This is a genomic window from Pseudoalteromonas sp. NBT06-2 (genome assembly GCF_002276045.1).
Lineage (GTDB): Bacteria > Pseudomonadota > Gammaproteobacteria > Enterobacterales > Alteromonadaceae > Pseudoalteromonas.
This window is the reverse complement of the sequence record NZ_NQMR01000090.1, coordinates 1-24108: the sequence shown is the minus strand read 5'-3', so window position 1 is coordinate 24108 and position 24108 is coordinate 1. Positions and strand designations below refer to the sequence as shown.

Below are 24108 nucleotides of genomic sequence, written 5' to 3'. Positions count from 1 at the left end.
GATCGCACTCCAAAATATAAAATCTTTTGCATGATTTTAATCATATGCTTAGCATGTCACAAGCTTTCAATTTGTTATTTTTAAAAACTATGCCCAATTTATATTTATTTGCCATACTGATACTAGTGATAATTTAGCAACTTAAATATTAACTGATAAAGTGAGCGAATAATGTGGCACGCAATATCAAAACATATTAGTGAAAAATTACATTTCAATTTTGTAATTAAAAATAAACAACAGATTAGCTCAAATGCAGATCACCCTAACTTTAAAATTTGTGATAATCACCATCGATACTTTGTTAAATTAGGCCCAATATCTTATGAAGATAACTTTGAATGTGAGGCTTTTAATTTAAAAGAACTGACAAATGAAAGTGTATTTTTTATTCCAAACTGTATTGGTACAGGCAAGACACTGTCACATAGTTATATTATTTTAGAGTGGCTAGATTTAAAAACTCATCCCGACAGTGATTGGACAAAGTTTGGCGATTTGTTAGCTAAAATGCATAAAAAACATGACCAAGCTATGTTTGGCTGGGAACATGACAATTTTATAGGGCATACTATACAACCGAATAAGTGGCACAAAAACTGGTGCTATTTTTTTTCTGAACAAAGGATCGGATGGCAACTACAACTATTGCATGAAAAAGGGTTTAACTTTTGTAATATTGATGAAATTATCGATTTAGTCAAAATGAGATTACAGCGCCACAATAACGTATTGCCAAGCTTATTACATGGCGATCTTTGGAGAGGTAATGTCAGTTTTGTTAATAATCAACCAGCTATATTTGATGGTTCATGTTATTATGGCGATCGCGAAACAGATATCGCATTGACTGAGCTATTTGGTAAATTTCCAGCTCAATTTTATCAAGCATACGAAGCACATTATCCTTTACAAAAAGACTATCACTTAAGAAAAGATATCTATCAACTTTACCATTTACTCAATCATGCTAATTTATTTCAAGGCCGCTATCTTATTGATGTACAGGCACGTATTGAGTCACTTTTTAATCTAAATTAAGCCCGAATATAAAAAGGATTTGTTTATTATCTTTATCAGTAATAGCAAACTACACTTTAATTATTGCGTTACAAGCAACTAAGTGAGTAAGTTATGAAAGACCATAAAATGCAAAGGATTAGTTGTCCACATTGTGGTCACCATGTTTTAGTAGAAGTTGATACAACTAGCGGCGACCAAGATTATTATGAAGACTGTGCTGCTTGCTGTAATCCAATTCATTTAAATATGCATATTGATAGAGCATATAATAAAGTTGAACTGCATATAGATAATGATAATGAATAATTTTGCTTCATTATCATCTAAATATTTAAGCATTATTTTTCATATAACGTTCAACGGTATTAATAATCGTATAGGTTTGTTGGTCAACTTCTATATTAATCAAATCGTGAATTATTGCTTTTCCTAGATTAGTTATTTTAAGAGTTTCGGGGATCAAATGAACATAAAACCCTGTTTCATCTACATCACCTACCGTCAAACTTGCACCATTAATACTAATGAAACCTTTATGCACAACATATTTCAACCATTTAGGTTCTAGGTTAAATTTAAAATTACAATTATCACCACTGTAATTGATATCGGTTAAAATAGCTATTGTATGAATATGCCCAGATACGATATGCCCTCCTAACTCAGTACCAAAGCTTAAAGAACGCTCAAAATTGACTTTTTTACCTTGGATTAATCTACCTAAATTTGTCAACCTTAAAGTTTCATCAATCACATCGAAATAAACTTGACCAACAACATCTCTTATCCCTAGTTCAAAATGAACGACCGTTAAACAACATCCATTAATAGAAATACTCGCACCTAAATCTAATCGCTGAAGGTATTGACCTGGAACTGATAGCACAAGTTTTTTTATACCTTCTACTTCACTGACTGAAATTACTGTTGCTTGTGTTTGAACAATACCTGTAAACATTTTATTTCCCTAATATATGTAAAATTAGAATATAATTCGATTCTCCTTATTTTTTACCCGATAGGCAAGTATGAAGTTTTGTATGTGGGAAGCAAAATATTTGCTCCGACTCGCTATCCCTGTATTTTTTGCACAAGTAATTCTCGTTCTAATGGGTGTAGTTGATACCATTATGGCAGGTCAAATTAGTCAATATGATTTGGCTGCCTTATCAATTGCATCAGGATTATGGAATCCTATATTACTTAGTTTACAAGGTATCCTTTTAGCGCTGACAGGCATTGTAGCCCATCACTTTGGCGCAAAAAAAACATATGAAATCAGAGCGCAATTACACCAAGCATTTTATTTATCTCTTATTTTATCAGTCATAGGCTTCTTTCTGATAAATCAACTGCATTTTGCTATTGATTATATAAAAATAGAGCCTCAGGTATCTGGACTCACTCTTGGTTACTTAAATTATGTTAAATGGGGCTTACCCGCGTTTCTGATTTATTGTACTTTTAGAAATGTATCTGAGGGCATGACACTCACAAAACCGGCACTTTTTATCAGCATCATAGGATTAGCAGTCAACATTCCTGCAAATTATATATTTATATATGGAAAATTTGGCATGCTACCTTTAGGAGGTGCTGGTTGTGGTATTGCTACGGCGATTGTTTTTTGGTGCATGGCGATAAGCCAAATTACTTATACCTACTTCAGTAAAAAGCTCAATGGTAAGTTTCTACTGAGGCAATTTAACCCACCTAATTTATCACAAATATATAACATATTTAAAATGGGCATCCCTATTTCTCTGGCCACATTCTTTGAGGTAACACTTTTTGCGTGTATACCCTTATTTATTGCAAATTTAGGTGCTATTGTAGTATCAGGCCATCAGGTCGCAGCGAGTGTATCCACTATATTATTTATGATGCCTTTAAGCCTTTCCATGGCTATTTGCATTCGTGTAGGTAACCTATATGGCCAAGAACAATATAAAAAGTTAAAAAGTACAATATTAACAAGCTTTTTATTAGCCATAGGTATCGCTTGTATTGTCGCTTCAATTACATTTATTGGCAGAAACTGGATTAGTGATTTATATTCTGATGTACCTGAGGTAATTAGTTTAGCATCTGCTATTCTAGTACTTGCTTGCTTTTATCAACTTCCTGATGCACTCCAAGTTGCAGCAAATGGCGTATTAAGAGGCTTAAAATATACAACCCCAATCTCTTATATCACTTTTATTTCCTATTGGTTAATTGGTTTTAGTATTGGATATGTATTAGCAAAAACTGATTTCATCGTTCCTGCTATGGGCGCTCAAGGGTTTTGGTTAGGTATCATAATTGGTTTAACCGTCGCCTCTCTTATGATGCTATTAACCGTTAAAAAACGACTTTCAATTTCGCCATTTAAATTTAACTAAAATATAAATCATTAAGTACAATTTGTTTAATTATTAATAGAACCCTATATCGAACGAATAAAAAAACAGCAAACAAACTATTAAACACAAATGTTACTTGATCCTAACTAAAAGTCGCTATATATTATCGGCTTGTTGAGAGGTCATGAAGATCATTACCTAAAAACAATTGCTCGCTTAACTCAGTTGGTAGAGTGCCGCCATGACATGGCGTAGGTCACTGGTTCAAGTCCAGTAGCGAGCACCAATTATTAAAGAATTACTAAAGTATATATGCTCGCTTAACTCAGTTGGTAGAGTGCCGCCATGACATGGCGTAGGTCACTGGTTCAAGTCCAGTAGCGAGCACCATTACTATTTATTAAGTACACCTAAATTAGCAACATCATCAGTTTCTTTCTCTATATTAAATAAACCGAAATCAATTGATTCAATCTTTATTTGATTTAAAGCAAGTCCTAATTGATAAAATAAGCAAACCCCCAACTCTATTGAGCAACACAAATTTAACACCTGTGTTTTTAGTAATATTGGATCTTCATTTATTTTTAATGCTTTTTGCCAATCTGCAAACATTGCAATTAAGTTTAAACAAGCATCACATTCTTCCGCTAAGTTGCGACCTTTTTTAAAATCAGGAATTGAATCGAGTAAGTTGAAATCTTCTTGCCAAATACCGTTGGTTAGCTGCGCTCCTTGCAAATACCCTTCACACCACTGAGATAATCCTGCAGGAGGCTCTTGCATACTGTCATCAACATTATAGTGCATAACTAAAGAGAAACGGTCATTTACTAACGCATTATCAATTTCATTGAAAATATCTATCAAAGCATGGTGTACAGAACCAGGTTCAAAAAGTTGCTTAAAGCCAACCTCCGTATTACCAGCAATAAGCTCTTCTAAATTGGCTTCTTCAATGTATTCAGGACAAGAAATAAAAGATGTCATTGCGCCTAGCATTTTATCTACTGTGAATTCACTAGTGCAAAATGAACTCCTAAAAAAAGAATCCATAGTTAATAACGATGATTTATCTAACATAATTGGCTTTTAATATTTCGGTTTATACTAAATTATAGCTAGAAATATAAAGTTTGCAGCTTATTGAATAGGGAGGGTGTTTTTGGAGTAACTTTTATAAATAACGATAATATACCACCTAGGTTGTTAAGCCTTATTTTTTGATATATGGAATAACTTTAGATGGTGCCACTGAAAAGCTTAATATTTCAGTGCTTGAGTCCCAATCTGAATTAATTACAATGGTACATCTGGTACCTACACACTTGATTGAATTATCACTTTTAGACAATAAGCTAACAGGCTGATCAAAAAGTAATGTAACTCCAACCATATCAGGTATTAGAAAACCAAAAACTGTACGCAATACAAATCCAGATAAATCATCTATTAAATCATTTAATTCGGTAAAAGTGTCAAACAACTCTGACTTAGCAATAAATTCTTTTTTATCGATAAATGCTTCAATTTGCATTACTAATTGGCACTCATGTTTAGGGTTTTTTGTATAAGCAACTACCATAGCTTTGTCTTTATCGAGCTTTTCATCAAACGGCAATAAAAGCTCCATTTGTTCAGAGAAATTCAAAGGGAACTCTTGTTTTTCTGTAATAATATGACCTTCAGATAGACTACAATTTTCACCGCTAGACATTTCTTTTAAATAAAACCCTACTTTTGCTTGGTTATACTCACCTTTATTAACGATTTTCATTCGGTCATAAAAGCCATCATACGATGCGACAAATTCTTTTGCTGTTGTGATAAAACTGGCACTTACTATTGCAACACTCAATCCGAATGTAAAAAAACGATTACTCACTAAAATATTCCTGATTTAAACGTATCATATGGCTAATTTCATCAACATAAGCTTCTCCACGTTCTGAATAAGCAAGTAGCCCTTTAGCTAAGCCTTCTGCAGAAGGTTCTTGTTGATTTTTTCTTTGTTGCGCCCTAATATCACGCAAAGATTTATAAGCTCTATTTGTGTTTATATTATAAAAATAAGCATTTACAGCGGAACGAACTGATTTATAAGCTGCAACCTCATGATTTGCACCTGTATTTCTACTTTTAGGTACCATGCCACAACCTTTTTTAAAGCACCATTGACCAAAGAAATTCAGACCTATTCGAGCAAAACGAGAACTTCCCCATGCCGATTCATTGGCAGCCTGCATTAACGCAAGCTCACTTGGCACAATATCAACACGCGTAAGTGCTAAACGAATACCTTGAATATCAACTGTATGTTTAACTTTATATTGTTTAAAAATAGCAATCACCTGCTTAAGCTGCTTATCTGATAAAGAGTCATCAAATTGCAACATCATTAAGGCAATTTCTAACTGCGCTCTTTGCTGTAAAATTTGTTCATTTGCCGCTTTTACATGGGGTTTAATATAATTAAAAAATGTTTTCTTTTTTAGTTTAATATCTTTTATTGCTGCGAAGTCAGGCAAATTTACTGAGTGCAAAGGCTGCTCTACTTTAACATTTACTACTTTTATTTCTTTAACGAGCGTTAGTATTTCAGTTTTTTTTGGCGAGTTGATTAAAAATGGATATACGATTCCGTACAAGGTTAAAGTAATCACGAAAATACGCAATAGGTTCTTAAGCATTAAAAATTCCTCTTTGTTTGTACCAATTAAACTTTAATGATACTAATACAGGGTTGTTATATACGACTTATAAAAATATAACCTAAGTAAAGTGCTTAAATAAAAAATCCTTTTACCACACAACCCTACCAAATTTGGCAATATTATACCTTCTTTCAAAAAAAACGCGAATGTGACTATAGTACATAGAGTCGCCCTCATTTACGTCATATTTACGATGTCTGTAGATATATACCCAAACCACTTCAAGATGCAGGATTCAGTTGGAATTAGAAATGCTTTAGGCAAGGCATTGATTGAAGAACATGGTTATTCCCTTTTCAAAATCAATAACGCTGCATAAAGTATTTATAAACCAACCTTACAGGGACTTCTGAGCAAATCATGCTCGTTGTTGCCTGCATGGATGTAGGTACTAGAGCAATGCAGGAGCATATTGCCGGTCCATCTTTTTTTAAGGGAGTAACCATTAATGCAAAGATGCGCCTAGATCATGAATTGCTCAGCAGTCCTGAACCTCACATCTTGAAGTGGCTTGGGTATATATAACAACATACAATTACATCAAGTATTATCTACTTGAAACTAAATAAAAAGCTAATAGTGCGATAAATTCACTTACTTTTTATGACTTAGGTAAGTTAAATTTTACTTTCCCAAATACTTTTGATGTTGTTCGTTTATAAAAAAACTCATACCATTTCTCATAATATATGATCATTATAAATGATCTAATTATAGGTAAAGTTATTGTTACCTCTGCACAAATTGGCATACACTAAGTTTATGATATAAATCTAACAAATGTATTGATAAACTCTTATAACTTGTTACAAATAAATATGGAATATTGTGATGAATGCTTGGTTTCAAAGACGTTGTACTGAAGATAAAAATAGACCAAATGATCATCGTACTGCTTTTCAAAAAGATAGATCACGAATAATACACGCTGCAGCTTTTAGACGCTTGCAAGCCAAAACACAAATAATGGGAATTGGAGTAGATGACTTTTATCGAACTAGGCTTACACACTCATTGGAAGTTGCTCAAATTGGCAGTGGAATATTAGGGCAACTTAGAAGCACACTGAAAAACACTGATTTTTTGCCATGTCGCAGTCAAATTGAAACATTATGCTTAGCACACGATATCGGCCACCCTCCATTCGGTCATGGAGGAGAAATTGCACTTAATTATATGATGAGGAATAGTGGAGGGTTTGAAGGCAACGCACAAACTTTAAGAATTGTATCAAAACTTGAACCCTATACCCAAAATTATGGCATGAACTTAACCAGAAGAACTTTACTAGGGTTTATTAAGTATCCAGAATTTATCGATGAATTATGGATCAAACAACCTGATATTGATCCAGATTTACCTTATATCAAAGCTGACCATTGGAAACCAGCAAAGGGACTATATAAAGATGATAAGACAGTATTTGATTGGATATTAAGCCCGCTTTGTGACACAGACAAAACCTTAATTAGAAAAAATAAATCTCTGGATAAATATCGCAACAGGACAATTAATAAATCCTTAGATGCTTCTATTATGGAATTAGCTGATGATATTGCTTATGCCGTCCATGATTTAGAAGATGCTATCGCGACAGGAATTATTAGTTTATCCCAATGGGAAGATGTTGCGCTACATGAATTAAATCAAATATCAAGCCAATGGATCAAAGGAAATATTTCCCGCATCACACAAAAACTATTCTCTAAACATCACTGCGATCGCAAAGACGCTATTGGTGAGTTCGTTAATTTATTTATTACCGAAAACCGTATAGAAACAAATAACCATGGATTTTCATCCCCTCTATTATCTTATAGTTTATGTTTACCCGCTGAATACAAGGAAATCTTGCAAGTTCTGAAACGTTTTATAAATAAACTATTAATTCGTCAACCCCACATGCAACAAATCGAGTTTAAAGGTCAGAAATTGATTATTGAATTGTTTGGTGCCTTTTCGAGTGATCCACTGAGATTACTACCTAAAAATACGCAAGTTAGATGGCAAGAATTGTATGAAGAAACAGGCTGTGGAAATAGGATAATTTGTGATTATATTGCTGGTATGTCTGATGAATATGCCTATAAAGTACATAACAGACTATTTGCAGCACAATTAGACTAATACAGCTAATAGCAATTCCACACGGAAAATAAGGTTGGAAACAAAAAAGCCAGATATTCACATCTGGCTTTTTAAATAATCTATTTAAGTTGTGAAAATTGGCTTAACTCTGTGTACTAAACTTATATCCTGTTTTGAAAATTCAGATACATTCAACCATTTCTCAAGTAAATCATTTAATTGATTCTGCTCACCTAGCATTTTTTCACTTAACATTGCTATTTGTTCGTCCATTTTAAGTTTCGCATCACAAGCAGGTGTTTCTATTTTAGCTAATATTTCCATACGAACAGTTAACTGTTCTCTTGATAACTTAATACCTTTTACTGCTTTAAGCCAAGATATGGGAACAATATAATCATTCACTAGAGAGTCAAATAGCGCTGTGTATTGCTCTGATTTAGCCTCATTTTCTAAGTGAGAAATCTTAGAAACGATGTTTTCTGACAGATAATTTATTTGAGATTTAATCCCTTTAAATGAGTAAGGTACTGTTGTATAAAATGCATTCACTTCTTTTAATAGTGCATGTAATTGCGCTGAGTTTGCTTGTGAAAACTTTATATTTAATGCGTTTAAACCTGCTTCAAGCTCAATACTTTGAGCACTAATTTGCTTTTCTTGCTGTTGTTTAACTGTTTCTCTTTGTGAAAAAATATCGTCATTACATTTTCTAAATGCTTGCCACAAATCGTTTTCGGCTTTATTCCCTGAAAAGCCAATATTCTTCCACTGTTCCTGTAATTGTTTTAATTGCTCGCAAGCTAGAGCAATATCTTCACTAGAAGTCAATAATACTGCTTTTTCCAATAAGGCAGTTTTGAGCTCAGCATTGTATTTGTGCTTTGCTTTGATCAAAGTAACAATCAACTTTTCAGCATTTTTATAATCGCTTAATAATACTTGGTAAACTTGAGAATCAACAGAGCCTGCTTGACGCCAAGTTTTAGATAATTTGTTGTACTCTGTTTCAAGCGTTTTAAATTCAGTTATACTCTCTGTAGGTAAAGAGTTTAAAGCAATCATTTTTTCAATAATTAGTTTACGTTCAATCAGATGCGTTTGCCTTTGTGCTTCTTGTTCTGCAAAAAATATTCTACATGGAGCAAAAGCTTGCTCAAGTAATAAGTCGAATTCATTTGCTTTTAACTTTGCATCTTCACTATTGATTCTGCCAAGTTCATTCCAGCGTTTTCTAAACAGCTTAACTTGCCCTGATCGTGCTTTAGCATCTCCACACTCTTGTGAAATTAATTCTTTTAATTCACTGATTAATTCATCACGTTTAGGTTCAGCAATATATTGTTGCCACTCTTGCGCTTTGGCTAGTGCGTTTTGAATTTGCTCATAATCATTTACTAAGTGAGTTTGATAGCTTGGTGTTAAGGTTTGAAAGATCTCATCCATCCCCTTAAATACACCAAATGCAATATTGTAACGGCCTTGTTCTAATAGTCTTTGTAAATCTCTCAATTTTTTATGAGATTGTTTTTTTGCATTTTCTAAACCTAGTTTTAAATCTTGAGTTTCTTTTTTCCATTGAGTTATCAAAATATTAAACGCAATTGAATTGGTGTGTTTAATGGATGCAGGCATTTTTAGAAGTAAACTTTTAACACGTTTTTGCCATTGGACAAATGCAGATAAAGATTCATCATATTGCGTAACATTGGTTGGAACACTTAAATTTTTAAATTTAGCCAGCTCTTCATTGAAAGCTTCTGAACTACTAATAAGCTCAGGTAAAGTTTTAATTTGTTTTGAGAAGTTATCAAATGATTTTTGTAAACTAACATGCTCAGTTAGCTTAGGAGTGTAGTCACTAAGTTCTTGCTGAGCATTATTTAATTGTACAGTTAACTCTGCAGTACTTTCTTCTGACGGTGTTAGTAGACTAAGTGTTAATTGCTCATCTATTTTATTTATCAATCCATTAAAATGTTCTAATGCAGCTTTTGCTTTAACCTTAGAGGCTATTAACGCAAGCTTTTCATTGTGTTCATTTTCCAACTTAGCTAAAACGATTTCTAGTTTTGTTTCTAAAGTTAGATATTTTACGTTTGCTGTATCTAATTGCTCTTCAGTTAACCATTTAAGCTCTAATGCTTGCCAATTTCTTTTTAATATTTCTGATTGTGTTTTAACAAGTTCATAATCAGCTTTTTCTCTTAATGCATTCAGCTTAGCTAAAATAAGTTTCACTTCTTTTTTTACGACAAGCGGCATTTCTTTTGCTAACTTTTGCTGTGTTAAGGAATGTTCGATTTTTGTACTTACATTACCGATTGCTTTACTTTTACATATTTTAAGTAATTTATACTGCTCAACTAAATCAAAAATAGCGAGTTGGAATGTTTCATCCCCTTGCTTGAATGCTGTTTCTATTAAGTTAACTTTTGCTAAGCGTTTTAATAATTTTATTCTTAAACTTAAACATTTATCTTCTAAAGCAAGTTTTTCTAATAAACTATTTTTATTACAAGTTTCGATGTATTCAGCTTTAATATCGGCTGGTAAATTGTCTCCACTATTTAATACTGCTTTAGAAACATGTTGCTCAGCTAAATCTTTTATGCTTTTTGACTGATCGTTTTTAAATGCTTTGTACCAAAGAGCAATATTATTTAATTTGTTTAAAGCTTTTTTTCTTACTTCACCAGCATCGTCAGAAAATGCAAGGTCGTCTAATATTTTGGCGTCATTCTCATCGCTAATATTTAATTTATCAACAGCACCCAATCTAATTGATAGTTTAGGATGTTTCCATTTAGGGGTGAATAAGTGCTTAAATATCATTTTCATTAAACCTTGCTATCTCTTTTTGTTCTGCAAATTGTGATTTTAATTCACGTTTCGATTTCATAACCATTTCACCATCACTTGAGATAGTAAACTGTTCATTGGATTGTTCTACTCTTGCTTGATAAAGCATTACTAATTGCACTGTTTGCTCTTTTTGTGCATCAGATAAAGCGACACCATCAGGCCAACGTCCTGTTGCTGCACCATATTTTAAACGTTCGAATAATTCTGGGGTGATATTACTTATCAGATGTTCTAAATTCATTTATTTAGTCTTCTTTATAAATAAAAGGCGAATACGATTAATCAAATACCAAATAAAACCAATAGCAATGGCTGAACGAGCGATTAATAACTCTACTGAATCTTGTTCTGGAGTACGTGTATATAAAACTAAAAAACCTGATAAAAAAATAATCAAAGCAATGAAAGAATGATTCATAATTTGCTGTTTTTTCTTAAGCTTTACTTCTGAAGCAATTCTTTTTTTATCTTCAATATCTAAGTTATTTATATTAATATCACAATGGGGGCATTGCTGATGTTTATCTGAAATTTGCTTAGCACAACTTGGGCAGGCGATAATTGCCATCTATAAAGCTCCTACATATGCATATCGGCACTAGAATAAAATAAAAAGAATAAAAAAGCGCCCTAATGAGCGCTGTTTATTCTATCAGGCTTAGTTGCCTTTGTCTTTTAAACTAATGCAATTAAATACGGGGTCTTTTATCTTAAATTATCAACAACATTTACAATCGCTGCTAATGTATCTTGACCAAATGAATAAGAACGCCTATCTGACCAACCATAATCTGCATCTGGCAAATTGATATTATCTTTAAAGGGCATTTCTACTGTATAAGACAGGCATTTAAATTCTTCTGCTACCCAACAAGAACCTACCGTTAGATTTGCTTGATTTGGTTCATCTTTTGGATAACCAAATTCATCTTGAAATTCTGGAGTAATGGTTAATAGCGCTGACTTAAATGAATCCTCTAATGACTTCATTTTATCATTATAGCTTGGGATCCCTTCTGAACCCGCTACAAAGTTATATGGTAACGCTTCATCACCGTGAATATCTAAAAACATATCAACACCTGTTGAAAACATTTTTTCACGAACTAAAAATACTTCAGGGCTGTTATCCATTGTCGGCGTTTGCCATTCTCTATTTAAATTTACACCTTTTGCATTTGTACGCAAATGACCACGAACACTTCCATCCGGATTCATATTAGGCACGATATAAAATACAGCTTTTGACAATAATGCTGCAGCATGACAGTCTTCATCATCTAATAGTTTGTGTAATAGTCCTTCAACAAACCACTCTGCCATAGTTTCACCAGGGTGCTGACGTGCCGTGATCCAGATATTCTTTTTATCTGAAGAAGGTTCACCAATGCATAATACAGTCATATCCCGATCATCTATTGTTTGACCCAATGTTTCAATTTCACAAATCTCATGACCTTGTGCCCAATAAACTAAGTCTAGGTGACGTTCATAGCTATAAGGTGCGAAATAAGCGATATATAAATGTGGACGTTCAGGTTCACACTCTATCGTCAATGTACCGTTTTCATAAGAACACGGCAATCTGAACCAAGTTTGACGATCATATGAGGCTACTGCTTGATAATTATCCCAGCCTTCAGGATAAGCTGAGCTTTCTAAGTTAATAATATTTATTTTATGAAGTTGATCTTGTTGTGTTTCTAAACGAAAGTGAAACCACTGGAAAAAATCCGATTGATGATCTTTTTGTATCTCTAATTGAATATCTAACGGATTCTCTGCAGTTTTTACAACAATATTACCACTATCAAATTGACTTGATATCTTCATTTTAAATAACCTTTAACTGTTCTTTTATAATGTGTGAGTGATAATCTTACCATATTTAGGTAATAAAAAAGCCATCTCTCGATGGCTTTTAAATTAGTTATTGCTCGTTCTGTTTATTTTTAATGCGTTTTTCCCAAAAATCAGCTTTTTCAATGCCTAATGCTTTAGGATCAAATGTGTAGTTTTCTACACCCGCTTGTTTTTGAGCTTCATAGTCTTTAAGTGCTTTAATTGCTGGCTTTGCCATAAAGAAAATAATCAGAATACCAATTATATTTAACCATGCCATCATGCCAACACCAATATCCCCCAATGCCCAAGCAAGATCTGCAGCTTTCACTGTACCGTAAAAAGTAGCAAGCATTATTAATATTTTTAAAGTAAATGTTAAACCAGGTAGCTTTAATGTACGCTTAATATAATAAACATTATTTTCTGCTATAAAGTAATAAGCCAAAATTGTAGTAAACGCAAAGAAGAAAAGCGCAAGCGCAATAAACGGTTTGCCTACACCCGTAAATACACTCTCCACTGCAAATTGCGTATAAGCAGGGCTATTAGCAGCCACATCTGCAGCAATGTTTTGAATGATAAATGTTTCCTCGGCACCTGGTACATGTACGTTATACATACCAGTGATCAAAATCATAAATGCAGTAGCTGAACATACAAATATTGTATCTATATATACTGAAAATGCTTGTACTAGACCTTGCTGTGCAGGGTGCTCTACTTCTGCAGCTGCTGCTGCGTGTGGTCCAGTTCCCTGACCAGCTTCATTAGAATAGACACCACGTTTTACACCCCAACCAATTGCAGCACCTACACCCGCCATTGGTGTAAATGCATCACCAATAATTAACATAAATATTTCTGGTACACGATCAATATTTAATACAATTATTACAACAGCGATGATGATATAAGCTAGTGCCATAAAAGGAACAACTACTTGAGTAAAATTAGCGATGCGTTTTACACCACCAAAAATGATAAAACCAAGTAACATAACAATGCCAGTCGCGACATACACTTTTATCATGCTCACTGTACCAAGCGCTGTATCAATTGTAGTTCCTTGCCCAAATACTTGAACAACCGCTTCACCTATACCATTAGATTGCACCATAGGTAACAGTAAACCTGTTGCTATGATTGTTGCAATTGCAAAGAACCATGCATACCATTTTTGACCCATGGCTTTTTCAATATAATAAGCTGGACCACCACGATATTGACCGTCAACCTCTTCTTTATAAATTTGAGCAAGCGTTGATTCAATATATGCTGTGGCTGATCCTAAAAATGCAACAACCCACATCCAAAATACCGCACCGGGTCCACCGAAACCAATTGCAGCTGCAACACCAGCTATATTACCAGTACCAACACGACCAGATAATGATACTGCTAATGCTTGAAATGAAGAAATGCCTTTGTCTGAACTTTTACCAGACAATAACAAACGAAACATTTCAGAAAACAATCTGATTTGTACGAAGCGAGTTAAGACAGAGAAAAATAATCCAGTACCGAGGCATAAATAAATTAAAACCGGACTCCAGATAATATTATTTAAAAAAGTGACTACTTCTTCCACTTGTATACTCCATTTTTATTATAATTATGTTAATTGCGGGTAAAGTATCACACCCAGTTAGCTCGGATCAATAAAGGAGATGACATCTTTTAGAAATGAGATGAATTAAAATTTAGATAAAAAAAATGCTGTCCAGATAATTGAACAGCATTAATGTATTATTTTATTGTCTGACTATCTTGGCAAACTTGGGTATGTTACTTCAGCCATATCACGCATTACACTTACAACCTGGCAGCTATAACCAAACTCATTATCATACCAAACATAAAGTACAACACGTTTACTATCTACTATCGTTGCTTGTGAATCAACAACACCAGCATAACGACTACCTACCAAATCTGTTGATACGATTTCTGTAGAAGCAGTGTAATCAATCTGATCACGTAAATCAGAATAAAGAGCTGTTTCACGTAGATATTCATTTAACTCTTCAACCGTAGTTTCATTTTTTAGATTAATGTTTAAAATAGCCATTGAAACATTAGGTGTAGGAACACGGATTGCGTTTCCAGTCAATTTACCTTCTAATTCAGGTAAAGCCTTAGATACAGCTTTTGCAGCACCTGTTGATGTAATTACCATATTTAATGCGGCAGCACGCCCACGACGATCAGCAGAATGATAATTATCAATTAAATTTTGGTCATTTGTGTAAGAATGAATAGTTTCAACATGACCATTTTCAATACCAAATTTATCGTTTAATGCTTTTAAAGTTGGCGTAATGGCGTTAGTTGTACAACTTGCTGCAGATACAATTTTATCTTCGCTTTTTATGTCTTTATTATTAACACCGTAAACAACATTCTTAATAGCACCTTTAGCTGGTGCAGTTAATAATACTTTTGATGCACCTTTAGACTTAAGATGTAAACCTAAGCCGTCTTCATCTTTCCAGATACCTGTATTATCAACTATTAACGCATTTTCGATACCATATGCAGTGTAATCAACTTCATCAGGTGAATTAGAATAAATTACTTGTATATAAGAACCATTTGCTTTTATTACTTTTAATTCTTCGTCAACAGTAATTGAACCGTTAAAAGGACCATGGATTGAATCTCGACGCAATAAACTTGCGCGTTTTTCTAAATCACCTTTACGACCACCACGTACAACAATAGCCCGAAGATTTAGATTAGCGTGTGGACCACCTTGTTCAATCAATAAACGCGCTAATAAGCGACCGATACGGCCAAATCCGTATAACACAACATCACGAGGCTTTTCGTTGTGATAAGTTTCATTGATTTCTTTTAATTCATCAGTTAGATATTGTTCAATAGAACGACCTGCAGCTACATTTTTATAAATGTATGCATAAGCTAATTTACCGATATCGATTCTCGCTGATGCTAAGTCCATTTTACTGATTGCTTCAAGAAATGGGAAGCTTTCACGTAAACGTAGTTTATTTTCTTCAAACTGCGCAACTGTTTTATGTGCTTTAATCACGTCAATTGTACTTGCACTAACTAATGGACGACCATAAACAGCGATTTCTATACCTGATTTACGGTAAAGTTTACCTATGATTGGCTGCATGCTTTCAGCGTAATCTTGGCGTTCCTGCCAACTATTCTGATAATCTTGTTCGTGAGATGAAGTCATTTTTTCTGCCTAATATAAACAAATTTTGAACGGATAGCCCTAGTGGGCGCGCATATTATAAATTAAAATTCATTTTTTCTCTAGTCTTAGCCTTGTCCAATATGAAATGAGTCTGAAGTAATTACGTATTTCTAACATGAAATGCGTCTAAAAACTCAAATTCTGTTCATGATCAGAACAAATATAAAATCAATAATATTTTTATTTGGCAATTACTTAAGCACACAAACTAAAGCTAAGAAGCATCTAAGCTTTACAGCATTGAGAAAATCATTTTCCTCAGTACTAGTGCAATACCAGACACAAGAAATAAAAATAAATTTACCTATTCTCAGCATGATATAATAATGACTGCTTTTGACTGCATATACTTTCAATACCCTTCATTTTTGGCTTTTCAAAAGCACTTAGAAAACAAGCTATATCCATAGCGTATTACAAGGTGCCATCATGTATCTATCACAACGCCAATTGATCCCAATGATGCCAGAAATAATAAAAAACGAAGACGACACAAAAAACAATATTGTGAAGCTAACGCTATCCAAAATTAGGGTTAATGATCTACTGTGATGGACTGTTTTCTCATCTACCTATGATAGAAGAAACGCTAAAACAAACTATGCACTACCTTTATGTCGCAAAACCCGTCGACCACACCTACATGATGGCGTGGATAGAGACCTATCAAGACATCCCTAGCTATCAATATGAAGATAACAAGGGTCGAATACACAGTTGACCGTGATATCGCGACACGTTATTTACTAACGGCAGCAGCCATAGGCATACTTTATAAAAAGAATGCTTAATGGGAAAGAGAATACGGTAGAAGTTAACTGGTTAGAATATAAACTCATCAAAGGTAAAGTTTTACTTTCATCAGATATTTGAGCTGACGGATAAGAAATACCAAACCTGTAAAATTTCCTATGGCTCTAAAAGACAGTTATGGGGAAATTTGCGAGTGACGGTTCGTTTCTTGTTATTCGATTGATGGGAATACTTACTGGATAACTTATTATCAAACCCAGAGCCATCACAGGAATATCGTTATAAGCCTTAAAAAGACATTACTCATATGATGCGCGCAAGTCTAAAATATCCCCAGCCTGAAACAGAATAAAAACAATTTATTTTAAGGTTTTGAGATAGAATAAATAAAAATCTGCTAGAAATGAATTTATTTTAATAAAATACTAACCTTACTGAGAATCACTGGTCCTGTCATCATTGATTTGATTACGTTAAACTTAAGACATAAACTAAATGAAGGAATTAGGATGAAAATAAAATACGCATTAATTTTTATACCATTATTTATAGTTGGGTGTGAAGAACAAATAACGGTGCGTGAGGTATGTGACCAAAATGCTAAATTTTGTAATGACCTAAACTCTGATGGCCATTGTAATAAGGTTCGTTCTGAAGTCATTGTTAAGCGTCATTTAGAAAAACAAAATCCTATTGATGAGAATAAATATAATTTGTTATTAGATTTTGAAGAATATTCGAAATGTATTTACCTTGCATCTCAAATCGAACACGTTAAATTAAAAGAAAAAAAGAACTCTCGTATTAAAGGGTATATGACGAGTTTAAGAGAGATAGAACGTCTAACTAGTGAAACAAAAAACACTTCACATCCAGGCTTACTTTATTATCAGTGGTCTCATAATAATGATGAATCTGCATTAAATAAATTCTTGAGTTTAGAAGATTCTCAGTCAATGAAAAATAGCCATATGCAATTTTTATTAGCCACTTATTATATTAAATTTGATTTAGAAAAAACGGTAGACCTACTTTATCGAGCATTAGAACTCAATCCTGAAAACACCTTACCTAATAATGAAATATATAAAACATTAGTAAATATATTTTACAAACAAAAAAAATATAAACACGCGTATATATGGGCTTTAATCTCAAAAGAATCTGGTATTGAAAATATTGAAATTACACCATTAGAGCATATGTTAGAAACACAGGGAAAATCGATAGATAGTTTAAAATCGCTTGCAAATAAAACACAACGGCAAGTAGAAGGAGGTACTTTTTTTTCCCCTAGAGATTTCTAATCTTAATTACCCGAAATTAAGATACATTAAATAATTAACAATAAAAAAGGTAGCTAATAGCTACCTTTTTTATTGTTTGAAACTGAGTAAACTACTTATAACTCGTTCCAGCTTCGACCCTTGTTTTGAGTTTTTGCCCAGGGCGGAAGGTTACAACACGACGAGCCGCAATAGGAATATCCTCACCCGTTTTAGGGTTTCTACCAGGTCGTTCACTTTTGTCACGAAGATCAAAGTTACCAAAACCTGAAAGCTTAATTTGTTCACCGCTTTCAAGAGCAGAGCGAATTTTTTCAAAAAAAGTTTCAACTATTTCTTTGGCATCTTTTTTATTGATCCCCAATTTTACAAAAAGGTGTTCTGCTATGTCGGCTTTTGTAAGCGCCATATTTAGTCCCTCAAGGAAGCATTAAATTTTTCGGCCAATGAGGCCACCACTTGGTCAACAACTAAGTTGATATCTTTCTCTTCAAGAGTCCGTTCTACATTTTGTAGTGTTAGGGCAATTGTAAGACTCTTATAACCCGGGTCAATTCCTTTCCCCTTGTACACATCAAACAAGTTTAGCTCAACCAGTTGATTTCCGCCAACATTTTCTATCATTGTTAGAATATCACCTGAATTTAACTCTTCTTTCACCACAATTGCGATATCTCGACGGTTCGCAGGGAACTTAGAGATATCTTTTGCAGATGGTAATTTTCGTGTTTCTAACCCTAACATTTCTATTTCAAAAACAAAAGTTTGATTATTGATATCTATTTTAGTTTGAATTTGTGGATGAAGTGCACCTAAAAATCCAACTTTTTTTCCATCTCTGTAAATCGCGGCAGACTGTCCTGGATGTAAGCCTTCTACAAGCTCAGCTTTAATTTCAAAGGATGCTTTATCAGCTGTTAATACTAATAATGACTCTACATCGCCTTTAAGATCGAAAAAATCAACCGAACGTGTTGCTACGTCCCAGTGCTCACCAACTGTTGAACCAGATATTACACCACTAATAACAGGGAGTTGTAAAATGCCATTATCAGCACTTTCATCTTTTATAAACTTTAAACCATGCTCAAATAAACGAATACGCGCTTGTTGTCGGTTTTGGTTATAAACTTGAGATGATAATAAACCTGTTAGCATGCTGACACGCATAACTGACATTTCAATTGAAATTGGATGTGGTAGTACAAGAGGGTCTGCACTTGGGTGTAAAATACTTTGCACCTTTGGATCCACAAAACTATATGTGATTGCTTCTTGGTAACCTAAAGTCACTAAAGTATTTCTTACTTTATTAATGCTTAAATCAGTTTCTTTATGACTTGTCATTTTTAATGCTGCTTTTGGTGCAACATTAGGAATATTATTATATCCATATATGCGGGCAACTTCTTCGATCAAGTCTTCTTCAATACTAATATCGAATCTATAGCTTGGAATATCAGTTTGCCAATGTTGGTTTACAAAAGTTACTTTTAAACCTAAACGCGTTAATATATCAGTTACTTTTTCATCAGCAATAACATGACCAATTACTTTATTTAAGCGTGATTGACGTAATGTAACCGTTTTAGCTTTTGGTAACTTGTCTTTTGCTAAAGCTTCAACAATCGGACCTGCAGCACCCCCTACAATTTCTAATAAAAGTGCTGTGGCACGTTCCATTGCATCATGCTGTAATTGAGGATCTACGCCACGTTCATAACGGTGAGAAGCATCTGTGTGTAAACCATACTTACGTGCTTGACCAGCAATAGCTAAAGGACTGAAGAATGCACTTTCTAATAAGATATCTTTTGTAGTAGATGTTACACCAGATTTTTCGCCACCAAAAATACCCGCGATAGCAAGCGGTTTTTCGTGATCGGCAATTACAAGAGTAGATGCATCTAGCTTAACGGTATTACCATCAAGTAATACTAGCTCTTCATTTTTTTCGGCGCTACGAACTTTTATGCCACCTTTAATAGAAGTTAAATCGAAAGCATGCATTGGGTGACCCAATTCAAGTAATACGAAGTTTGTAATGTCTACAATTGCATCGATGGAACGTATACCACTTCTACGAAGCTTCTCTCTCATCCATAATGGTGTTTGTGCATCTAAATTAACATTTTTAATTACACGACCTAAGTAACGTGGACATGCATCAGAATTAACAAGTTCTATATCAATTTTGTCATCAATCGTTGGTACAACAGCTTGAATGTTCTGTTCTTGAACGTCTAAACTATTTAAAACGCCCACTTCACGTGCTATACCTTTAAGACCCAAACAGTCACTTCTATTGGCAGTTAAATCAACATCAATGATTTTATCATCAAGATCAAAGTATTCACGAATATCTTGGCCGATAGTGACATTTTGTGGTAATTCAAGAATACCATCAGAGCTTTCGCTCATGCCTAACTCTTCAAAAGCACATAACATACCCATTGAAGGTTGACCACGTAACTTTGCTTTTTTGATCTTAAAGTTACCCGGAAGTATTGCGCCAACTTTTGCAACTGCTACTTTAAGACCGACACGACAGTTTGCTGCTCCACAAACAATATCAAGCAGCTCATTTTCACCTACATTTACTTTTGTTACTTTTAATTTGTCTGCATCAGGGTGTTGCTCAGCAGAAATAACTTCACCAATAACAACGCCAGTAAAATCACCCGCTACGGGATCGATACCATCTACTTCTAGACCAGCCATTGATAGTTGTTCCGATAGAGCATTGGTATCCATATTTGGATTAACCCATTCTCTTAACCACTTTTCACTAAATTTCATTTATTTTCTCTCTTAAAATACCCTGCTTTAAACACTTGTATAATCAGTTACTTCTGTTCTGCAGGCTATTTTTTATAGCTTCGCTATTTATTAAACATTTTTCAACTAAAAATTCTATGAGCAGAAATCAATAATATGCCACAAAGTGGCTCTTAATAGCGCTTCGTAGCAGATCTATTAACGGAATTGATTCAAAAATTTCAAATCATTTTCAAAAAATGCACGTAAATCATTCACGCCATAACGCAGCATAGTTAAACGCTCTACACCCATACCAAAAGCAAAACCAGTATATTTTTCTGGATCAATACCAACTGAACGTAATACATTAGGATGAACCATGCCACAGCCCAATACTTCTAACCATTTACCATTTTTGCCCATTACGTCAACTTCTGCAGATGGTTCAGTGAATGGAAAGTATGAAGGTCTGAAACGAATTTCCATGTCTTCTTCAAAAAAGTTACGTAAGAAATCATGTAAGATCCCTTTTAGCTCAGTAAAGCTGACATCAGTATCAACCATCAAGCCTTCAACTTGATGGAACATAGGAGTATGAGTTTGATCATAATCATTACGATAAACTTTACCTGGAGAAATGATACGCAGCGGTGGCTTTTCATTTTCCATTGTACGAATTTGAACACCACTTGTTTGTGTACGTAATACTAATTTGGGGTTAAAATAAAACGTATCATGATCTGCACGGGCTGGATGATGCTCTGGAATATTTAAAGCATCAAAGTTGTGAAAATCATCTTCAATTTCAGGACCTGACTTTACTTCAAAACCAAGTTCACCAAAAAAGCTCTCTATACGCTGTATTGTGCGTGTTACTGGATGCAAGCCTGCAGTTGGCATAGTGCGCCCAGGCAGTGTAACATCAATTGTTTCTGCTGCTAATTTAGCTTCTAAAGCAGTTGATACTAATTGCTCACGCTTTTCATTGATTTTTACCTGAACTTCTTGTTTAGCTTGGTTAATTACTTGACCAGCATTTTTACGTTCAGCAGGATCCATTTTACCTAAACTTTTAAGTAAGCTGGTAATTTCACCTTTTTTACCTAGGTAATTAACGCGCGCATTTTCTAAATGGGCAATTTCACTTGCATTCTCAACCGCACTCAGCGCTTGAGATAAGATATTTTCTAAATTCATTAGACTTTGATCTCTTTAAAGAGGCAGATATTTTTTTCAGGGCAATATAATAACTGATATTAGTAAGAAGATGCTAGCTAAGAGAGTAAAAACTATAAGTTAAGTGTTGTTTTTATGAAAGGAATGGTAATTTTTCGCTGCTGCACGATGGATGCATGATCTAATTTATTTAAAACTTCAACTAAAGCACGCATATCTCGACTTAATCTAGTCAATAAAAAACGAGCGCATTCTAGCGATAACTCAAGACCTCGCATTTTAGCTCTTTTAACAAGTGCCTCAGCTTTATCATCATCACTCATAGACCTTATTTGGAATGTAGTCCCCCATTTTAGGCGGGATTCTAAATCAGGTAATTCTATATTAAGCATGTCTGGTAGCAGATCAGCTGCAAAAATTAAAACCTTCCCAGCTTCATTAAATCGATTATAAAAATTGAAGAATGCTTTTTCCCATTTAGAATTACCAGCAATAAGATGTAAGTCGTCAATACATAAAACATCCATTGACTCTAGCCCAAATAGTAAATCTGGTGACAGGTCTACTATATCCCTTATAGAAAGCAGAATAGTTGATAATCCAAGTTCTTGTGCTTTTACACAACTTGCATATAACAGATGTGATTTACCAGATTCTGCTAAGCCACATAAATAGGTAAACTCAAATTTGTTACCTTGTTTAGATCTTTCAAGAATTGATTGTAAATGCATTACAACTTGTGAGTTTTCACCACCAAAATAACTCGAGAAAGTTTCATCATCAGGTAAGGTAACAGGTAGTGCCATTTGCATGGGTTCATTAGTCATTAGTTAACACCAAACCAACGATAAGTATTTTTTGGGTTTTCTTTCACCGAAGCCAAGGGATCGAATAATCTGACAAATGAATTATCTAATTCAAGCGCTTTAGCTAAATCCAATGGACTACCAGAAAGTCTTAATTGCATATAAAACTGATTATCTTTAACAATCTTCAATAGAACTGATTCTACCACTGAAAAGCTTAACAATTGACGTTTAGCTAATTCTACACTACTAAAATTGTTAAGTCCTGTAACAGTAATATCGTAAATACCATTATCATTAAAACTTAAAGCCTCTACAGCATATTGGATAGCGAGTTTATCAGCGATGTCATCTATCATTTGTCCAACAATCTGTTGCTTGTCTCCAATGAGTTCATTTAGTGTAAATTTAGCCTCATCACTAAAGCGCCAATCAAGTTTCCATAAATTATTTTCAATATCCTGATATAAACGTGCTGAGACTATTCTTTCCGAGTTATATCTTTGAGATGCTGATACAATCGGAGAGGAAAAATTAGCCCAAACATCAGTTACAGATACCAGTTGTCTATCTTCTAAATCAAGTAAAGGAATTACAATAGGAAGTCCTCTTCTAGAAGCTTTATCTGTAATTAGTTGTTCTAATTGAGGGTAACTGTCTTGTGTTACTAGCTCTCTTCTAAGTTCGTCTTCAGTCGCTAGCCACAATGCGACTAAAGGTCTTCGATTGCCCCAAATAGGAAGTTCATCATATTCTAATAGTTTGTTTACTTTACTCGCTTCGAATTGTACCACTAAAAACTGCTGTTCGTTATCGCCATCAAAATACTCATATTTAAGCATATATGATGGAATGTTTCGTTTGGCTTTTCGAATTGCAGTGCTCTTGGCATTTATTGTTCTACCGCTCACTTTAAGTAAAACTTTACTTAAAGCCTCTTTACTAGCAATCAATCGCGAGCTTCGTGTTTTATCATTAATTAAGATTTTATATTGATAAAGATCTTTTACTTCGATCGCTTCACCATTAGAAGAGATAAGTAGAAAAATAATAATTAGAGTTTTATACACAGAATTCAAAGTTATAATTCAAAGGCAAATAGATCCTAAAGCAATCATTCACACAAATCAAAAGTATTTTTAAAGCACAATAAAAGTGATTATAATTTAAAGAAGGATTACACAGTTATACCATTTACATAAGAGATTTTCCGCAATG

Annotated in this window: 21 protein-coding genes and 2 tRNA genes; 8 read left to right on the top strand and 15 right to left on the bottom strand. The window is 34.0% G+C overall.

The features are described from left to right. Positions 1-171: 171 nt before the first annotated feature. Positions 172-1041: a fructosamine kinase family protein gene (locus CJF42_RS16515; protein WP_095367747.1), complete on the top strand. Its 870-nt coding sequence runs from the start codon at positions 172-174 to the stop codon at positions 1039-1041. Between the two features lie 93 nt (positions 1042-1134). After that, on the top strand, positions 1135-1329 hold the full coding sequence (locus tag CJF42_RS16510) for a CPXCG motif-containing cysteine-rich protein (RefSeq protein ID WP_095367746.1): 195 nt from the start codon (positions 1135-1137) through the stop codon (positions 1327-1329). Positions 1330-1354: 25 nt separating this feature from the next. Here the strand turns inward: CJF42_RS16510 and CJF42_RS16505 are convergent, their stop codons facing one another. Then, positions 1355-1981, bottom strand: coding sequence for a riboflavin synthase subunit alpha (locus CJF42_RS16505; RefSeq protein WP_095367745.1), 627 nt, complete (start codon positions 1979-1981; stop codon positions 1355-1357). A gap of 70 nt (positions 1982-2051) precedes the next feature. Between CJF42_RS16505 and CJF42_RS16500 the strand changes: the two genes are divergently transcribed. From CJF42_RS16500 to CJF42_RS16490, 3 genes are all read left to right on the top strand, one after another. After that, the gene (locus tag CJF42_RS16500) at positions 2052-3407 is read left to right on the top strand and encodes an MATE family efflux transporter (protein ID WP_095367744.1); all 1356 of its coding nucleotides are present in this window, start codon (positions 2052-2054) and stop codon (positions 3405-3407) included. Positions 3408-3578: 171 nt separating this feature from the next. Continuing rightward, positions 3579-3654, top strand: a tRNA-Val gene (locus CJF42_RS16495). A 28-nt stretch (positions 3655-3682) separates the two neighbouring features. Then, positions 3683-3758 (top strand) — tRNA-Val (locus tag CJF42_RS16490). A 3-nt stretch (positions 3759-3761) separates the two neighbouring features. Here CJF42_RS16490 and CJF42_RS16485 read toward each other — a convergent pair. The 3 genes from CJF42_RS16485 to CJF42_RS16475 all read right to left on the bottom strand — a co-directional run bounded on the left by CJF42_RS16485 (position 3762) and on the right by CJF42_RS16475 (position 6058). Beyond that, positions 3762-4451: a UPF0149 family protein gene (locus CJF42_RS16485; RefSeq protein WP_095367743.1), complete on the bottom strand. Its 690-nt coding sequence runs from the start codon at positions 4449-4451 to the stop codon at positions 3762-3764. A gap of 133 nt (positions 4452-4584) precedes the next feature. Then, the gene (locus tag CJF42_RS16480) at positions 4585-5253 is read right to left on the bottom strand and encodes a DUF2987 domain-containing protein (RefSeq protein WP_095367742.1); all 669 of its coding nucleotides are present in this window, start codon (positions 5251-5253) and stop codon (positions 4585-4587) included. Beyond that, complete coding sequence (locus tag CJF42_RS16475; RefSeq protein WP_095367741.1) at positions 5246-6058, bottom strand: glucosaminidase domain-containing protein; 813 nt, start codon at positions 6056-6058, stop codon at positions 5246-5248. The genes CJF42_RS16480 and CJF42_RS16475 overlap by 8 nt, the downstream gene beginning before the upstream one ends. Positions 6059-6442: 384 nt before the next feature. Between CJF42_RS16475 and CJF42_RS27590 the strand changes: the two genes are divergently transcribed. Next, positions 6443-6607, top strand: coding sequence for a hypothetical protein (locus CJF42_RS27590; protein ID WP_170940638.1), 165 nt, complete (start codon positions 6443-6445; stop codon positions 6605-6607). A gap of 306 nt (positions 6608-6913) precedes the next feature. Continuing rightward, complete coding sequence (locus CJF42_RS16465; protein WP_095367740.1) at positions 6914-8209, top strand: anti-phage deoxyguanosine triphosphatase; 1296 nt, start codon at positions 6914-6916, stop codon at positions 8207-8209. 84 nt (positions 8210-8293) lie between these two features. Here CJF42_RS16465 and CJF42_RS16460 read toward each other — a convergent pair whose 3' ends face one another. From CJF42_RS16460 to CJF42_RS16435, 6 genes are all read right to left on the bottom strand, one after another. Continuing rightward, positions 8294-11005, bottom strand: coding sequence for a DUF349 domain-containing protein (locus CJF42_RS16460; protein ID WP_170940637.1), 2712 nt, complete (start codon positions 11003-11005; stop codon positions 8294-8296). Beyond that, the gene (locus tag CJF42_RS16455; RefSeq protein WP_095367738.1) at positions 10995-11276 is read right to left on the bottom strand and encodes a YeaC family protein; all 282 of its coding nucleotides are present in this window, start codon (positions 11274-11276) and stop codon (positions 10995-10997) included. The genes CJF42_RS16460 and CJF42_RS16455 overlap by 11 nt, the downstream gene beginning before the upstream one ends. Then, positions 11277-11603, bottom strand: a complete 327-nt coding sequence (locus CJF42_RS16450) for a hypothetical protein (protein WP_095367737.1) — start codon at positions 11601-11603, stop codon at positions 11277-11279. A gap of 137 nt (positions 11604-11740) precedes the next feature. Continuing rightward, positions 11741-12868 (bottom strand): M14 family metallopeptidase, encoded by a 1128-nt coding sequence (locus tag CJF42_RS16445; RefSeq protein WP_095367736.1) that lies wholly within the window; start codon positions 12866-12868, stop codon positions 11741-11743. Positions 12869-12965: 97 nt separating this feature from the next. Then, on the bottom strand, positions 12966-14468 hold the full coding sequence (locus CJF42_RS16440; RefSeq protein ID WP_095367735.1) for an alanine/glycine:cation symporter family protein: 1503 nt from the start codon (positions 14466-14468) through the stop codon (positions 12966-12968). Positions 14469-14642: 174 nt separating this feature from the next. Beyond that, positions 14643-16088 (bottom strand): glyceraldehyde-3-phosphate dehydrogenase, encoded by a 1446-nt coding sequence (locus CJF42_RS16435; protein ID WP_095367734.1) that lies wholly within the window; start codon positions 16086-16088, stop codon positions 14643-14645. Between the two features lie 1283 nt (positions 16089-17371). Here CJF42_RS16435 and CJF42_RS16430 point away from each other — a divergent pair. Beyond that, entirely contained in the window at positions 17372-18169 is a 798-nt protein-coding gene (locus tag CJF42_RS16430; RefSeq protein WP_095367733.1) for a DUF2989 domain-containing protein, read from the top strand. 91 nt (positions 18170-18260) lie between these two features. Here the strand turns inward: CJF42_RS16430 and ihfA are convergent, their stop codons facing one another. From ihfA to CJF42_RS16405, 5 genes are all read right to left on the bottom strand, one after another. After that, positions 18261-18557, bottom strand: a complete 297-nt coding sequence (gene ihfA, locus CJF42_RS16425) for an integration host factor subunit alpha (RefSeq protein WP_095367732.1) — start codon at positions 18555-18557, stop codon at positions 18261-18263. A 2-nt stretch (positions 18558-18559) separates the two neighbouring features. Continuing rightward, positions 18560-20947 carry a phenylalanine--tRNA ligase subunit beta gene (gene pheT, locus CJF42_RS16420; protein WP_095367731.1) on the bottom strand — a complete coding sequence of 796 codons (2388 nt, stop codon included), beginning with the start codon at positions 20945-20947 and terminating at the stop codon, positions 18560-18562. 177 nt (positions 20948-21124) lie between these two features. Further along, positions 21125-22105 (bottom strand): phenylalanine--tRNA ligase subunit alpha, encoded by a 981-nt coding sequence (gene pheS / locus CJF42_RS16415; protein WP_095367730.1) that lies wholly within the window; start codon positions 22103-22105, stop codon positions 21125-21127. A gap of 92 nt (positions 22106-22197) precedes the next feature. Further along, positions 22198-22911: a DnaA regulatory inactivator Hda gene (hda, locus tag CJF42_RS16410; protein WP_095367729.1), complete on the bottom strand. Its 714-nt coding sequence runs from the start codon at positions 22909-22911 to the stop codon at positions 22198-22200. Continuing rightward, a complete protein-coding gene (locus CJF42_RS16405; RefSeq protein ID WP_170940636.1) occupies positions 22911-23960 on the bottom strand; it encodes a DUF2066 domain-containing protein in 1050 nt (349 codons plus the stop codon). The genes hda and CJF42_RS16405 overlap by 1 nt, the downstream gene beginning before the upstream one ends. Between the last annotated feature and the right edge of the window lie 148 nt (positions 23961-24108).